14 protein-coding genes are annotated in these 15117 nt (G+C 48.9%); 6 read left to right on the plus strand and 8 right to left on the minus strand.

All coding sequences use genetic code 11. From position 1 onward, the window contains the following. Window positions 1–14 precede the first annotated feature (14 nt). Entirely contained in the window at window positions 15–1952 is a 1938-nt protein-coding gene (locus BM124_RS16770) for a glycoside hydrolase family 127 protein (RefSeq protein ID WP_093339246.1), read from the minus strand. Between the two features lie 217 nt (window positions 1953–2169). Here BM124_RS16770 and BM124_RS16775 point away from each other — a divergent pair, with 217 nt between their 5' ends. Both BM124_RS16775 and BM124_RS16780 read left to right on the plus strand, forming a co-directional pair. Next, window positions 2170–3060 carry a helix-turn-helix domain-containing protein gene (locus tag BM124_RS16775; protein WP_093339248.1) on the plus strand — a complete coding sequence of 297 codons (891 nt, stop codon included), beginning with the start codon at window positions 2170–2172 and terminating at the stop codon, window positions 3058–3060. A 110-nt stretch (window positions 3061–3170) separates the two neighbouring features. Continuing rightward, entirely contained in the window at window positions 3171–4280 is a 1110-nt protein-coding gene (locus BM124_RS16780) for a 5-methyltetrahydropteroyltriglutamate--homocysteine S-methyltransferase (RefSeq protein ID WP_093339249.1), read from the plus strand. Window positions 4281–4665: 385 nt separating this feature from the next. Here the strand turns inward: BM124_RS16780 and BM124_RS16785 are convergent, their stop codons facing one another. Next, entirely contained in the window at window positions 4666–5088 is a 423-nt protein-coding gene (locus BM124_RS16785) for a hypothetical protein (RefSeq protein WP_093339251.1), read from the minus strand. 380 nt (window positions 5089–5468) lie between these two features. Between BM124_RS16785 and BM124_RS16790 the strand changes: the two genes are divergently transcribed. Then, the gene (locus BM124_RS16790; protein ID WP_093339252.1) at window positions 5469–6863 is read left to right on the plus strand and encodes an L-cystine transporter; all 1395 of its coding nucleotides are present in this window, start codon (window positions 5469–5471) and stop codon (window positions 6861–6863) included. A 332-nt stretch (window positions 6864–7195) separates the two neighbouring features. On the opposite strand, the gene gltC is transcribed toward BM124_RS16790, so the two are convergent. Beyond that, complete coding sequence (gene gltC / locus BM124_RS16795) at window positions 7196–8086, minus strand: glutamate biosynthesis transcriptional regulator GltC (RefSeq protein ID WP_093339254.1); 891 nt, start codon at window positions 8084–8086, stop codon at window positions 7196–7198. A gap of 145 nt (window positions 8087–8231) precedes the next feature. On the opposite strand from gltC, the gene BM124_RS19070 reads away from it, so the two are divergent. Together BM124_RS19070 and gdhA (BM124_RS16800) are read left to right on the plus strand one after the other, a co-directional pair. Beyond that, the gene (locus BM124_RS19070) at window positions 8232–8399 is read left to right on the plus strand and encodes a hypothetical protein (protein WP_170841199.1); all 168 of its coding nucleotides are present in this window, start codon (window positions 8232–8234) and stop codon (window positions 8397–8399) included. Between the two features lie 201 nt (window positions 8400–8600). Next, entirely contained in the window at window positions 8601–9983 is a 1383-nt protein-coding gene (gdhA, locus tag BM124_RS16800; RefSeq protein WP_093339255.1) for an NADP-specific glutamate dehydrogenase, read from the plus strand. A gap of 490 nt (window positions 9984–10473) precedes the next feature. Here gdhA (BM124_RS16800) and BM124_RS16805 read toward each other — a convergent pair whose 3' ends face one another. Further along, window positions 10474–11352, minus strand: coding sequence for a TatD family hydrolase (locus BM124_RS16805; RefSeq protein ID WP_244504386.1), 879 nt, complete (start codon window positions 11350–11352; stop codon window positions 10474–10476). A gap of 29 nt (window positions 11353–11381) precedes the next feature. Here BM124_RS16805 and gdhA (BM124_RS16810) point away from each other — a divergent pair, with 29 nt between their 5' ends. Then, window positions 11382–12761, plus strand: a complete 1380-nt coding sequence (gene gdhA, locus BM124_RS16810; RefSeq protein ID WP_093339257.1) for an NADP-specific glutamate dehydrogenase — start codon at window positions 11382–11384, stop codon at window positions 12759–12761. 169 nt (window positions 12762–12930) lie between these two features. Here the strand turns inward: gdhA (BM124_RS16810) and BM124_RS16815 are convergent, their stop codons facing one another. The 4 genes from BM124_RS16815 to BM124_RS16830 all read right to left on the minus strand — a co-directional run bounded on the left by BM124_RS16815 (window position 12931) and on the right by BM124_RS16830 (window position 14724). After that, window positions 12931–13200 (minus strand): hypothetical protein, encoded by a 270-nt coding sequence (locus tag BM124_RS16815; protein ID WP_093339259.1) that lies wholly within the window; start codon window positions 13198–13200, stop codon window positions 12931–12933. A gap of 204 nt (window positions 13201–13404) precedes the next feature. Further along, window positions 13405–13725 (minus strand): nucleotidyltransferase domain-containing protein, encoded by a 321-nt coding sequence (locus tag BM124_RS16820; RefSeq protein WP_093339261.1) that lies wholly within the window; start codon window positions 13723–13725, stop codon window positions 13405–13407. Further along, window positions 13718–14125 (minus strand): nucleotidyltransferase substrate binding protein, encoded by a 408-nt coding sequence (locus BM124_RS16825; protein WP_093339263.1) that lies wholly within the window; start codon window positions 14123–14125, stop codon window positions 13718–13720. Before BM124_RS16825 ends, BM124_RS16820 begins: the two co-directional genes overlap by 8 nt. Window positions 14126–14232: 107 nt before the next feature. Beyond that, window positions 14233–14724, minus strand: a complete 492-nt coding sequence (locus BM124_RS16830) for a hypothetical protein (protein ID WP_093339264.1) — start codon at window positions 14722–14724, stop codon at window positions 14233–14235. Window positions 14725–15117: the final 393 nt, after the last annotated feature.

A 15117-nucleotide genomic window follows, 5' to 3' on the forward strand; every position in this document is an offset into this window, starting at 1 on the left:
ATAACCCTCCTTTTTTAGTCGTCCTTCGCTTCCCGGAGCCAGACTCTCATCTCCCCCGGCGTTCGGTTGGCCCATGAAAAATAAGGAACAGCTTTGAACGTAACCGGCTCTCTATGAGGACGGCGTGTCGTATACAATGCATCGCCGTGCAGTGTTTCCCGGTACCCCCGCCCGGTGATCACGGCGACTCCTCCCAGCTCATTTTCTTCAAACGTCACGTCACACGGGCTTTCGTCCGACACAAGAATTTCCTGTAGATTGCTGCCGTTGTCCTCTTCTTCCAGGCAGTACACCATCGGTCCCCTCTGCAGCGCTGTTTTTCCGATGTTTTCCCGCACCCTTGTGTCGGCACGGATCCATTCCACTTCCATTGGCAGAAACAGCGTCACGTCATCTTCTTTTTGCCAGTATCTGTTCACTTTGGCGTACCCGTTTTCTGTGATGTCCTCAAGGTTCACCGTTTCGCCATTCACTTTTAATTCCGGATTCCGGCACCAGCCCGGTATACGCAGGGCAAGCGTCAGCTCCACACCCCCTTTGTCCGAATCTATCGTAAAGGATACGTGTTCGCCCCACGGATACTCCGTTGTCTGCCGGACACGGATGTTCTCCGTATCCGTTGAAAATACTGCGTCCCCGGCGGCATACAGGTTAACCTGCAGTTCCTTTCTGTCCTGCTTCCAGGCGTAGACATAATCCCCGAACGAACTGATGAAACGAGCGATATTAGGCGGGCAGCACGCGCACACAAACCAACCCTGGCGCTCCAGTGCCGTGTCGGATAAATCATTCCGGGTTTTCACAGCTTCGGGCCACACCTCAAGCGGATTCACGTAGAAATACTTCGTACCGTCCAGCGACATGCCGGAGAGGAGACCGTTATAGATGGTTCTCTCCATCACATCCCCGTAAGAGGCATCCTCTGTCAGTTTCAGCATCCGGTCGGCCCAGAAGACGAGCCCCACGGACGCGCACGTTTCGGTATAGGCTCTGTCGCTCGGCAGGTCGTAATCAAACGAAAACGATTCATGATAATGGGACGAACCGATCCCGCCCGTTACATACATCCGCTTACTCGTCATATTCCTCCAGACGCGTTTACTCGCTTCCACCAGTTCAGGATCCCCTGTTTCCGCCGCCAGTTCCGCTACCGCTGTATAAAGATAAACGGCGCGGACCGCGTGCCCTTCTATGCTCGACTGCTCTCTGATTGGCAGATGGGACTGGGAATAAGAAGGCGGCGTCCCTTTGTTGTCGTTCCGCTGCGCGGCTTCCCATTCAAAATAGTGCGGCTGTTTCCCTCTTTCATCAATGAAAAATTTGCTACTATTCAGATATTTAATGTTGTCCGTTGCTTTATACAGTTTCAGCAGCGCAAGCTCTATTTCCGGATGGCCGGGGTACCCTTTCATTTGGTTTTCACCCGGTCCGAACAGGTCTGAGATGAGATCGGCAAACCGGCAGGCAGTGTTTAAAAGTACTGTCTTCCCAGTGGCATCAAAGTAGGCAACGGCCGCTTCCATCAGATGTCCAGCGCAGTACAGTTCGTGATCATCGCGGAGATTCGTCCACTTTTTATCAGGCCTCACGCACTGGTGATACGTGTGGATATAGCCGTTCTCCTCCTGAGCGGCCGCGACTAAATCAATCGCTTCATCCGCCTTTTTTTCCAATTCCTCCGTCCGTTTCATCGATAACGAATACCCGACCGTTTCCAGCCATTTGTACAAATCACTGTCCTGAAACACCATGCCGTAATACGTCCCGTCCGAAAGCCCTGCTGCTATCCTGAAGTTTTCGAGCGTATGACTCGGTTCCACCCCGGGAACATTGTCATTCAATGTGTCCCACTGATAAGGAATGACCGATTCTCTAACGAGCTGCTGTCTCTTCTTCCACAAATTATCTGAAAATGTTATATTTGATATTGATAGCGCTGTCATTTTTGTCATTGGGCAAATCCCCTTTCTAGTAATAGATAAAAGAATAAGTGGAATATAATGACCCGGACATTCACCGGATTCCAGGCGCCGCCGTACCTGGAACCGCCTGATATGTCATTGCGGCTTATCCTTCTAACGAAATCATATCACTACCGTGTGACGGTGTCGGTAGTTCATATGGAAGAATAGGTGTATTTTTCTTACTATATGTGCAAAGGAGAATACGATGCATATCAAAACAAGCACAAAAAAACCACTGGAATTTATTTCAGCCGGGCAGTTTATCTCAAGTAAACCGTGGACGCATGAAAAAAGAGTCATCGACAGTTATGAGCTGATTATCGGTGTGAACGATACGCTGTATATGAAGCAGTCGGACCAGAAATACAACATCGAACCCGGACAGGCGATGCTCGTGCTGCCAGATCAGATCCACGAAGGATTCTGTCCGTGTACCCCCGGTCTTTCGTTTTACTGGGTCCACTTTTTATCCCCCTCGCCGGTGTATCACATCAGCAATGAAGAAATGGATCAGGAGATATCCCGGTTAAGAAAAAACCCCGATACCCAAAGCGCGATTTCCGACATTTACCTGCCGCAGTATTTTCACGGCGCTGTATCGGACCGCGTCAATATTTTGTTTCAGCAGCTGCTTCACATTGACAACTCCAATTACTACACCTCGACAAGCGTCCATTATTTACTGACGTCGCTGCTCATTGAGCTGTCCGAGCAGAATATCACCAATTTCTATTATGATTTGAAAGACAATCAAATGGATCATCACCTGGTTAGAATCATGGAATGGACGCGGGTTCATGCGTTTGAAGATATCACGGTGGGAAAAGTGGCGGAGCAGTTCAACTACAACAAAAACTATTTGTCACGGTTGTTTAAATCCAAAATCGGGATGAATCTGAGTGAATACATCCATCTGCTTAAAATTTCCAAAGCGAAAGAGCTGCTGACCCGCACGAACAACAGTGTGAAAGAAGTAGCGGCGGCGCTTGGCATCGAGGATGAGAAATATTTCATGAAGATGTTCAAAAAATATGAAAACATGACACCGACTGAATTCCGAAAAGCATTCTATCGCACGCATATGAACAATACCTGATCCGCGGGACATTTTTTCTCCTTTAAATATGGTTCTGATTTTTCGTACGATTTTCGTCTTTAACGTGTTACAATAGGGTGGAAACTTTTCAGGAGAAGGAAGGGATAGTCATGAGTATTACATCAACAAAGCCTCCGTTCCGCGCCGATCATGTCGGAAGTCTGCTTCGGACGGAACCTATCAAAGACGCGCGGGAGCGTTTTGAAAACGGGGATATCGATAAACAGGCGCTTCGTGATATCGAAGATCAAGAGATTACGAAAATCGTAGAAAAACAGAAAGAAGCCGGTATTCCCGCTGTGACCGACGGCGAATTCCGCCGCGGCTGGTGGCATTATGATTTTCTCGCCGAACTCGACGGGGTGGAAGAGTATGAAGCCGAATCCGGTATTCCATTTAAAGGGGTCGAGACGAAAGCACGCGCCATCCGGATTGTTGGAAATATTGATTTCAACGAACACTCCATGATTGACGATTTCCGTTTTCTCAAAAGCATAGCCGGTGACCATGAGGCGAAGATGACGATTCCAAGTCCGAGTATGCTTCATTTCCGCACCGAATTCGCCGAAAGTGCGTATGAGGACCTGGCGTCGTTTTTCCATGATCTGGCCCAGGCTTACAAAAAAGCGATCCAGGCGTTTTACGACGAAGGCTGCCGTTACCTGCAGCTCGACGACACGTCCTGGTCGCATTTCTGCTCGGAAAATCATGACGCAGAGATTTTCGGGGAAGGCGTAGATCCGGAAGACATTAAGAGCTGGTACGCCAAAACCATCAATGACGCCATCGCGGACCGCCCGGATGATATGACCATCACGATGCATATCTGCCGCGGCAACTTCCGCTCCGCCTGGATTGAGTCCGGCGGTTATGAACGAGTAGCGGAGACTATTTTCCAGAAACTGAACGTGGACGGGCTGTTCCTTGAGTACGACACCGACCGCGCCGGCGGCTTTGAACCGCTCCGCTTCGTGAACCGCTCCGATCTCTATATCGTGCTCGGTCTTGTCACGTCGAAATTCGGCGAGCTCGAAGATCCCGAGGATGTAAAGAAACGTATCGACGAAGCGGCCGAATACGTGAACCGGGATCAGCTCTGCCTGAGCCCGCAGTGCGGCTTTGCCTCCACCGAGGAAGGCAATATTCTGAGCGAAGAAGAGCAGTGGGAAAAACTGCGCCACGTCAAGCGCATCGCCGACGACGTGTGGGGCAGCAAGTAAAATATAGTGACAGGGCAGGAGAAAGCGCAACGCTTTCCCTGCCCTTTTTTATGTGCGGGGTGGGCTCTACGCCACATCTGCCCGCCGGAACCATTTAGTAGAGTGATGGGGCGGCTAAAGTGCTTTATGGGTGGTTCATGATGACGTTTAAGAGTGCCCGGTGTCCCCTAAAGTGCTTTATGCATTATTCATAATAACGTTTAGGAGGACGCTGGATTATCTAAAGTGCTTTATGAGCCATTCATAACGACGTTTGGCCGCCTCCCCCGTGGCTTAAACGTAACTAATCCCACATCTGCCCCACTGCACACAAAAAACACCGCTTCAGCGCAGGACACGAAGCGGTGTTTTCCATTTTCTTTTATCACAGTCAGTACGGTATCCATCACTCTTCTACAACTCGTTTCCCTATACAGAATATATTGATGAATAATAAAAAGATCGAGGAAAAAGCGAATATGCCAATAAGAATAAATCCACCGCCCGGTCCTGGTTCAAATCCTTCATTCGTGATTGGAAATATCCAACCAAAGGTTCTGAGAATGACAAGACAATAAGGAAACCACAGCAGCACCGCCCACATATTGATGACACGGTTCTTCAGCCATTTGGCTGTAAGGTAAATGCCTGAGACGGCTCCCAGAATATATACAATCAAAGTGACAATGATGAAAAGGATCTCCTGCGTTCCGGTGTTGAGTCCAATGAGATCATTGATCCGGTATGTGTTGTATAAAAGTAAACATGGTACTGCTGTCATGCACCCATACAGCAGGCTTAAGATATTTAATTTGAAAAACGTGCGCATCTCTGCCATCCTTTTGTTTTTCGTTTACCACAGAGACGAGATGGTTACTGCTTATGTTTCACGTTCTATATGTTCGATTTGTATCGTGCCGTTCCTTGCTTTTTCCACGACCAGCCGAATAACTATGTTACCACTGTTCCACCGGGATAAATTGAATATCGTTTCTTTTTCCGCAATATGTGCCTTTAGAGTATTGTAAAAGATTTTATTGACATTTTATCGTATGGAATATATTTTGAAAAGCAGACTAAATTTATATGATTTATAAGTTTAAAGGAGGAGATATAAGATAGTGATATGGAAATGTACTTTTACGCATACTTTTAAATGTCATGACCGTTAAGGACTTGGATCCAACATAAAAAAAGGGGGAAATGATGATGAATACATTCTATATTATTTTAAATGTTGTTGTTCTTATTGCACTTATTGGACTTCTGATACGCATGCAGCAAAAACATTATTCATTCAGTAAACGTGTCTTTACAGGGCTTGGCCTTGGAATCCTATTGGGTATCATTCTGCAGGCTGTATATGGTACAGGATCCGATGTGCTTTCCGGGACAATAGGATGGTACAACATTGTCGGCAGTGGTTATGTGCAATTGTTGATGATGATTGTTGTTCCACTCGTAATGGTTTCTATTATTCAATCGATTATTAATTTGGAAAAAACATCAGATCTGGGCAAAATGTCGGCCTGGATTATCGGATCTCTCGTCTCCACTGCTATGGCGGCCGCTCTCGTTGGAGTCGGAAGTGCTGCCGTTTTTGACCTGAATGCAGGCGAAATTGAGGCCGGCCAGGCTGAACAGGAACGGGGATCGGTATTAGAATCAACATTGGGAGATATTGAAGATGAATCCATGCCTGAAAGGATTCTAAGCTTTGTTCCCTCCAATATTTTTCAGGATATGACCCAGGATCGTCCAACGTCTGTTATAGCCGTTGTTATCTTTTCTATCATTGTCGGCATTGCGGTATTAGGATTGCGCCGTAAAAATCCAGAAGAAGCAGAGCGGTTTACTAAAGGGGTCAATACCGTTTTTTCCGTTGTCATGCGTATCGTTACATTAATTCTACGCTTAACACCATTCGGTATACTGTCATTAATTTCCACAACTGTCGCCAGTACAGAGATGGCAGGAATCCTGCAGTTAGGTAAATTTGTTATTGCGTCATACGCAGCCCTGCTTGTTATGTTTTTGATTCATTTAGTGCTTATTGGTGTATTTGGACTGAACCCAGTGACTTATTTTAAAAAAGTACTCCCGGTTTTAAGTTTCGCATTTACCTCCCGTTCCAGTGCCGGAACTATTCCATTAAACATCCAGGCACAGAAGAATTCCCTTGGTGTTGATCAGGGCATTGCCAATATGTCGGCCTCATTTGGAGCAACCATCGGGCAAAATGGATGTGCAGGAATTTATCCAGCCATGCTTGCTGTTATGATCGCACCTTCTGTTGGAATAGATCCTTTCACACCAGGTTTTTTGATTCAGTTGGTATTAATCATTGGAATCAGCTCGTTTGGTGTTGCCGGAGTCGGTGGTGGTGCCACATTTGCAGCATTGATTGTACTCTCGTCCATGGGGCTGCCGGTTGCTCTGGCCGGGTTATTAATCTCCATTGAACCACTAATCGATATGGGGCGCACCGCATTGAATGTTAATGGTTCTATGCTCACAGGTACACTGTCATCACGTATCTTGAAAAAATTAAATTGGAATACCTTTAACGACAAAACAGCAGTCGAACACGAATCAACACTGTAAGATGAAATAACCGCTCCTGTAAGGGGGCGGTTGTTTGTAATTTTTTTGTATTTTCAGCTTGGTGCCCCGGCGGCATACGCTCTATACTGCGTTTGTCCGTTCCCTTTTTCGCTGAACGCAGCCTGGATTCATTCATGATGACGTTTAAGAATGCGCTCAACGCCTTAAAGTGCTTTATGCATGATTCATGATGACGTTTAGACGGGCGCAGAACTCTCTAAAGTGCTTTATGGACTATTCATAACGACGTTTGGCCGCTTCCCGCGCAGCCTAAACGTAACTGATCCCGGGACCGTCCTGGATTTTCCATGCACCGCCGTCTCCTCCCTTTCTTAAAAGGATGAGAAAAAATCATGGAGAAAGTCGAAGAAAATCCGTTCCGTCGGCAGAAGCTCCCGTTCCTTCGGTGTGATCAGGCCAACGGTGCGCGTCACATCCGGGTTTCGGATTTTCTTTTTTACGGTGTAGCGCGGCGTTGTATCCACCAGGGTGACTTCCGGTATCAACGCTATGCCAAGACCTGCGGATACAAGCCCTTTTAACGCATCCACATCATCCCCCTCAAAGGCCGTCTTCGGTTCAAATCCCTGCTTCCGGCACGCTTCAATCACCAATTCGCGGAAATGCATCCCTTCCGGAAGCAGAATAAACGATTCTTCCCGGAGCTGATGCAGCGTGACATATGGTTCACCGGCAAGCGCGTGGTCCTGAGGAAGCAGCACTATCACATTTTCGGTGAACAACACGTGTCCGTATACGTGGTCGTGATCCTCGGGAATCGGGGCAAGCAGTCCCATATTGAATTCGCCGCTCATCACTTCTTCGATCACATCATAGTAAACATTCTGTTTCAAATGGAAATTTGCATCCGGATAGGTTTGGCGGAACGAGGAAATCGCGGTCGGAAGCGTATACGCCGCCATGCTGATCGGATACGTGATCCGGATGGTACCGCGGTGCGGATGCAGATACTCCTGCACTTCCTGGGTCGCGTTTTCCAGCATCTGAAGGGACTTTTTGGAGCTTTCCAGAAACACTCTTCCCACCGGTGTTAAACGCACCCGTCTGCCCTGCCGGACAAACAAATCAACGCCAAGTTCCGCCTCGAGATTACCGATCTGGCGGCTCACCGCAGACTGCGCGACATGCAGTTCCTCAGCAGCTTCTGTAATGTGTTCCCGTTTGGCTACTTCCATAAAATATTTCAACTGTCGTATTTCCACGTTGGACTCTCCGTTCATCGCATTTTGATATAGGTTCTATCTTTTATTTATATTGATTAGAACAATCCTGCTCTTTTACAATACACCTGAATCGTTTCCTTTACAATGATTCAACATAGTACTGTCTGGGAAAGGAGAAATTCTTGTGAACAAAGCATCCTGGAAATTATGGCAGAAACAGGTCATACGAGAAGATTACACGAAACCGGAGATGTCGGAGTCCCTCCGCAGAAAACGGATAGAACAGGTAAACCGGAAATACGGGGCGAACCATGTGCGTCCTGTGGCTCAACCTGCATCTGACAACCAGTAACCCTCCCCCCTCTAAGCCGGCCGGCTGTCTATTACATAAATACCCCATTTCCTTTATTTCATCCTTATCTCAAAAAAGCATGAAACCAATCTCTACTTCGTATTGTTTTGATTGAGCTATTACGTATAAAATATTTTGTAACAGATTTTTCAGAATACACACATTATACTGTCTTTGTTGAAGAGAGGTTGGGATAGTGACATGGTGACTGCCGTAAATACGACGCAGACTGACATAAACCGTGCACAGCAATACGTGGACAATGTATTTGACACCGTGACAAAACGTAATCCAAATGAAAATGAATTCCACCAGGCCGTGCGTGAAATCATTGATTCTCTCGTTCCGGTCCTTGCTGCCAACCCGGCATATATGGACCATGGAATCCTCGAACGAATGGTGGAACCCGAACGAACGATTTCCTTCCAGGTTCCCTGGGTCGATGATCAGGGGAATGTGATGGTCAACCGCGGATTCCGGGTGCAGTTTAACAGCGCGATCGGGCCGTATAAAGGGGGACTGCGTTTCCATCCGACCGTAAACGCAAGCATCATTAAGTTTCTCGGCTTCGAACAGATTTTCAAAAATGCCCTGACATCTCAGCCGATCGGCGGCGGTAAGGGCGGGTCTGATTTTGATCCAAAAGGAAAATCGGACGCCGAAATCATGCGCTTCTGCCAAAGCTTTATGACCGAACTGTCCCGTCATATCGGACCGGATACAGACGTACCGGCCGGTGATATCGGCGTCGGCCCCAGAGAAATCGGGTATATGTTCGGACAGTACAAAAAGCTCCGCGGGCGTTTTGAAGCCGGTGCGCTGACCGGGAAAGGACTCCCGTACGGCGGAAGTATCGGCCGGACAGAAGCCACCGGCTACGGCACGGTCTATTTCATGCAGGAGATGCTCAAAGATAACGGACTATCCTTTGAGGGACAGACCGTCGTTGTATCCGGTTCGGGAAATGTATCCATTTATGCAATGGAAAAAGCGGCCCAGCTCGGAGCATACGTTGTGGCATGCAGCGATTCAAACGGGTACATTTATGATCCCGGCGGCATTGACCTGCAGACCGTCCGGGACATCAAAGAAGAGCGGAAAGAAAGCCTTGCCGAGTATGTGAACGAACATCCTGATGCCGAGTACGGCGAAACAGTGTCCGGCATATGGTCTATCCCCTGTGACATCGCCCTGCCGTGTGCGACCCAGAATGAACTGGATGAAACATCGGCGAAGCTTTTATCCGCGAACAACGTGAAAGCAGTAGGAGAAGGAGCAAACATGCCCTGCACGCTGGATGCCATTCATACCTTCCAGGATAATCATGTATTGTATGGACCAGCCAAAGCTGTCAATGCAGGCGGCGTCGCCGTATCCGCCCTTGAAATGGCGCAGAACAGCACAAGGCTTTCCTGGACATTTGAGGAAGTGGATGAAAAGTTACAGGACATTATGAAAACCATCTATCAGAACAGCGTGGAGGCTGCGGAGAGATACGGTCAATCCGGGAATCTGGCCGCCGGTGCCAACATTGCCGGTTTTCTCAAAGTCGCCGATGCCATGATTGACCAGGGCGTAGTGTGATTTTTCAAGATCATATAAAAAAGCCGGATGTCTTTTTAATAGACATCCGGCTTTTTTACATATGCCGGGAACAGACGGTTTATTCGCTCTATGTTACGTCTGCCCGTTCATTTTTCCGCTATACGTAACATTGAATCGTTCATGATGACGTTTACGGGAGTACGGAACCCTCTAAAGTGCTTTGGGAATCTTTCCTGACGACGTTTAGGGGGACGCTGGATCCTCTAAAGTGTCTCATGAGCCATTCCTAACGACGTTTTAACTGCTGCGTGCTTCCCTAAAGTGCTTTATGGACTATTCCTCGCACTGTTCACGCAGCGACACGAGCCCCGGGTTACGTTTAGCCCTTCATTTCCGGGCTGAACGTAACCCGGATTCGTTCATGATGACATTTATGGAAGTGTGGAACCCTCTAAAGTGCTTCATAAGCCATTCTTGACGACGTTTGTCCGCTTCCACGCATCCTAAACGCAACAAACACCCTCATTCTCTACCTGCCTCCGTACATCCGCTCCGCATTCTTCTGAGTCCGCGCTGCCAGATCTGCTTTCTTTTCCCCCGTTATACCGGCAAGCGTCGTGATTACATCACGGAGCAGCTCCGGGGTGGTTTCGATTCCGGCGAACGGTCCCTGGAACGGCCACGGTCCGTCAGTTTCGATAAGCAGCTGGTCGGGCGGCACCGCAGCTGCGAGCCGCTGGTCCCGCTCCCGGTAACAGACTTCGGGTGTGACCGACACCATGTACCCTGCCTTCGTGATTCGTGCCGCTACGTCCTCCGGTGCTTTCAGCCAGTGAAAGTGGGCGGGGACAGCCGGCGCTTCCCGGCGCAGAATGTCAAATGCCAGCTCAGCTTTGTCATGCACCGCGTGCAGCGCAGCCGGCAGCTTCAAATCCCGCGCCAAGAGCAGGCACTCCGCAAGAAATTCCTGATAGGCTTCGAGCGGCGACGGGAGATGCCCGAGTTCATAATGAGGCAGTCCGATTTCACCGATGCAGGCGATATGCTCCCGCTCGAGCTTCACGAGATGCTTCCACTCTTCCCGCTCCGACGTCTCAGGAAGCGGCTGTTCCGGGTGGAATCCGCACCCCGCCCTGACAACATCAGGATGACGCTCCTTGATTTCAAGCGTCCTGTACGACGAGGCGAGGTCGTTGGATACCGCGGTCACCTGCTCCACCCCGGCTTCGTGCCATCGTTTTATCCGTTCATCCAGGTTATCATACTGTTCCAAATGAATATGCGCATCAAACACGGCTCCCGCCTCCCGTTTCTTTTTATACTCAGTATTCCCTCTGCTGTCTGCGGCAAACCTTTCCCCGCTGTGTTTTTCACCAAGGCAGAAAGGGTATACTTCTTCCGGCAGCACAACTTTCAATAGAAAGGCTGGAATCCATCATGACAACCACCCATAGAGAAAAAAACGAACAGACCGAAGCCGGCGCCTACATAGACCGCGTGTATCAGCAGGTGGTCGAGCGCAACCCGGGAGAGGATGAATTCCACCAGGCCGTGCGGGAGATTTTTAATGCACTGGAACCTGTGTTTGAAGCTTATCCGGCGTACAGGAAGGAAAATATTCTCGAGCGGATGGTGGAACCGGAGCGGATGATCACCTTCCGTGTCCCGCGGGTCGACGATGAGGGGGCCGTGCACATCAACCGCGGGTTCCGCGTGCAGTTCAACAGCGCCCTCGGGCCGTACAAAGGCGGCACACGCTTTTATCCATCGGTTAACGCCGGAACGATTAAATTTCTCGGATTCGAACGGATTTTGAAAAATGCCCTGACGGAGCAGCCGATCGGCGGAGCGAAAGGCGGCGCTGATTTCAATCCGAAAGGACGGTCCGACCGCGAAATCATGCGGTTCTGCCAGAGTTTCATGAATGAACTGCACCGCCATATCGGGCCGGATACCGACATTCCGGCCGGTGACATCGGTGTTGGTCCGAAAGAAATCGGCTATATGTTCGGGGAGTACAAAAAACTGCGCGGCCGCTTTGAATCGGGCGCTTTCACGGGTAAAGCGATCGAACACGGCGGTATTCTCGGCCGCTCGGAAGCTACCGGCTACGGTGCCGTTTATTTTATGAAAGAGATGCTGAAAGATCACGGGCAGTCGTTCGAGAATCAAACCGTTGTCGTGTCGGGTGCGGGTAACGTTTCGATCCACGCGATGGAAAAAACGGCTGAACTCGGCGCGCACGTCGTGGCGTGCAGTGACTCGTGCGGGTACATTTACGACAAAGACGGCATAAATATCGAAACAGTGCGGGATGTGAAACAGAGACAGGGGAATAGCTTGTCCGCCTACACCTCCTATCATCCGGACGCCGAGCATCACGACAATCCGACGGCGATCTGGCAGACAGCCTGCGACATCGCCCTGCCCTGCGCGACACAGAATGAAATTGACGAAGAAGCAGCGAAGACGCTGACGGCGAACAACGTCAAAGCGGTCGGGGAAGGCGCGAATATGCCGTCCACCGTGCAGGCGATCCGCACGTTCCAGGAGGCCGGCGTTCTGTTTGCCCCGGCCAAAGCCGTCAACGCAGGCGGCGTCGCTGTGTCCGCTCTCGAAATGGCCCAGAACAGCAGCCGCCTGGCATGGTCCTTCCAGGAGGTCGACGATAAATTACAGGACATCATGAAAACCATCTACCAGAACAGCACTCAGGCCGCCCAGTCCTACGGCCGTTCCGGCGACCTGGCCTCCGGCGCCAACATCGCCGGCTTCGTCCAAACAGCCGACGCCATGATCAAGCAGGGGATTGTATAATTGGTATGAAAAAACGGAGCCCGGTCTCCGTTTTTTTATGTAGGCAGCTTAGGCCCGCGGTGCGTATTTTTTATCATTCGGCATGTATTGCTGCTGGTTTGGCATGTATTCGACACTACTCCGCCTGTATATAGCATTATTTGGCTGGTATCACGTGCTGTGTCCGGTCCTATTTGACTCTGAACGTCATAGACAGGTACACCTGCCAGATGACGACAGCCATAAACAGAACCGGGTACAGCAGAGGCTGCGGCCCCAGAAAGAAAACAATAATATGCGGCACGTTAAACATCGCAGACAACCCCATGATGACAGAACTTCGTTTCACCCACGCAATGATGAATAGAATCAATGCAACAGACAGCAGGACCCAGAGATAAATGACAAAATAGTTATAGAAAAATAGATCGACCGGTCCGCCCGGTTCCACCTCCAGCATAAAAAGACCTCCTGATATATTGGCGAAGTGCTGCCGGCCCGCGGTGCGTATTTTCTATCATTCGGCATGTAAGTCTGCGCGTTTGGCATGTATTCGACACTACTCCGCCTGTATGCAGCACCAATTGGCTTGTAACGCGCCCCCGGAACCGTCGGGACGATTCGAAACAACGACAATATAGTTCTGCCAAATGGTTTTACATCGTTAAATCAGGATTTTTTCATAGAAAAGCTTCCCCTCTTGATCAACATGCTTCTGAAGCGCCTCTTCGGTAATCATCTCGTAATGAAGGACATCGACAAAGTAAGGAATCGGAATCTCTTCATTCAGCACCGTGCTTAACCGCGCTCTTACCGCTTCCGTCACCGCGTCACCCGTTACAGCCAAATCAATATCCGATCCTTTCTTATGAAACCCGAGCGCCCGGCTTCCGAAAATATACACCGTTTCTATTTCCGGAAACTTCTGCAGCGTCTGCTGAATCAAAGTATAACTTTTGTCTGTTATGCCGAATGAATTATTCATCGTATTTCTCCTTCAAGATTTGAAATGTTTGAGTCATGGCAGGGGAAAAATCGTGTTTGATTTTTTCTACCGCTAAATAAAATCGTTCTTCATTATACGTATGTGCCAGAATATTTCTGCTTTCCAGCATCTCCAACCAGATCTCACCGTTATCTATCAGGTCATGTTGATAAGCCGTTTTCAGCACTTCTCTGGGAAATGTAACGTCTATCCCTTGGGATTCCAAATAGTCCTTCAGTGTTTTCCAGGCTAATTCAAAGGTATACTCAAACCGCTGAATCATCCCTTCTTTTTCCAGAGTGCTTAACACAGGATACTGTTCTACCGCTTCCATCAGCGTGCGGTATGCCTTGTTGAAGTTCTCAAAACGCTGACGCCATCTTACGCCCTCCCCTCTCATTCATCATTCTCCTTCAGGAATGTCTTTTCCTTTTATTATAGACGAACGGCCGCAAAGAAAAAACGTGTCCATCCCTTAACATGACAGTTTAGAACATTTCATGCCGCCTACCACCTGGAGTGCTCCATAGCATAACAGCGCCGATTTCGGGGCTCGGCTTCCTGTTTTGGCAGAGGGGCAGGTTCCGGCAGCAATACGTGCAGCATAAACATGAATGGCACGGAGAAAAAAGCATGCCGGAACGCATGGATCGTTTTAGAAGCGCTACTCGAACCAACGGGAGCCTGATAGTCTATCCATACTAATGGAAGCATGACGGCAGTAGTGAATAAATCACCTTGAAACAGCTTAGTCTTTGGAATAGTAAAAGAATAAAAAGCCACAGGAAAAATCCATATCACATAAGCATATATAACACCTGGAGGGAGTATCATTCCCCCGTCATATGCACCACCGTATCGGGATTCGTAAAAGTTTTGTAACGTTGGCAGGGTATTGTCTATTACCACTTGAAAAATAAATCCGAGAAATACAATCCCTGCAATACGAACCGTCATCGAATCCGGGTATACTACAGGTTTCAGGCTGCTTTGTTTCATGTTTTACCTCCCTCTTTGTAATTAATTATTCTCCCACATGCTCTTGTTTTCTCCGTATTTCTATCCTATCAATGATCACCAGATAGGTGCGTTCCCACCTCACGGAAACATAAATTGTTATCTATAACAATTTGATCCAGTACAGAATCCTTCCATCTGTCCAGACAGGAATTTGTTGGTAAATTAGTGTATGACCGTGCTCTTGGAAATCACCCACATCGCACATGGTCGCTAACCCTCCCATATATCACTGGCTGAAGGTCCATACATTCCTTCGTCCGGCGTATCCATGTGGTGGGGGGGGCGGCTAAGCTCCCTAGCTGGGTCTGGGCCCGAATGGAAAAAATGAACGCCGCCTCGGCACTATTGGTGTTTGTTCTATAGGCACAGAAG

This window comes from Salibacterium halotolerans (assembly GCF_900115625.1).
Classification (GTDB): Bacteria; Bacillota; Bacilli; order Bacillales; family Marinococcaceae; genus Salibacterium; species Salibacterium halotolerans.

Excerpts from the sequence above, each read along its gene's own strand:
- BM124_RS16770 (WP_093339246.1), bottom strand. The coding sequence starts at position 1,952 with ATGACAAAAATGACAGCGCTATCAATATCAAATATAACATTTTCAGAT.
- BM124_RS16775 (WP_093339248.1), top strand. The coding sequence starts at position 2,170 with ATGCATATCAAAACAAGCACAAAAAAACCACTGGAATTTATTTCAGCC.
- BM124_RS16780 (WP_093339249.1), top strand. The coding sequence starts at position 3,171 with ATGAGTATTACATCAACAAAGCCTCCGTTCCGCGCCGATCATGTCGGA.
- BM124_RS16785 (WP_093339251.1), bottom strand. The coding sequence starts at position 5,088 with ATGCGCACGTTTTTCAAATTAAATATCTTAAGCCTGCTGTATGGGTGC.
- BM124_RS16790 (WP_093339252.1), top strand. The coding sequence starts at position 5,469 with ATGAATACATTCTATATTATTTTAAATGTTGTTGTTCTTATTGCACTT.
- gdhA (WP_093339255.1), top strand. The coding sequence starts at position 8,601 with ATGGTGACTGCCGTAAATACGACGCAGACTGACATAAACCGTGCACAG.
- gdhA (WP_093339257.1), top strand. The coding sequence starts at position 11,382 with ATGACAACCACCCATAGAGAAAAAAACGAACAGACCGAAGCCGGCGCC.
- BM124_RS16815 (WP_093339259.1), bottom strand. The coding sequence starts at position 13,200 with ATGCTGGAGGTGGAACCGGGCGGACCGGTCGATCTATTTTTCTATAAC.
- BM124_RS16820 (WP_093339261.1), bottom strand. The coding sequence starts at position 13,725 with ATGAATAATTCATTCGGCATAACAGACAAAAGTTATACTTTGATTCAG.
- BM124_RS16825 (WP_093339263.1), bottom strand. The coding sequence starts at position 14,125 with ATGAGAGGGGAGGGCGTAAGATGGCGTCAGCGTTTTGAGAACTTCAAC.
- BM124_RS16830 (WP_093339264.1), bottom strand. The coding sequence starts at position 14,724 with ATGAAACAAAGCAGCCTGAAACCTGTAGTATACCCGGATTCGATGACG.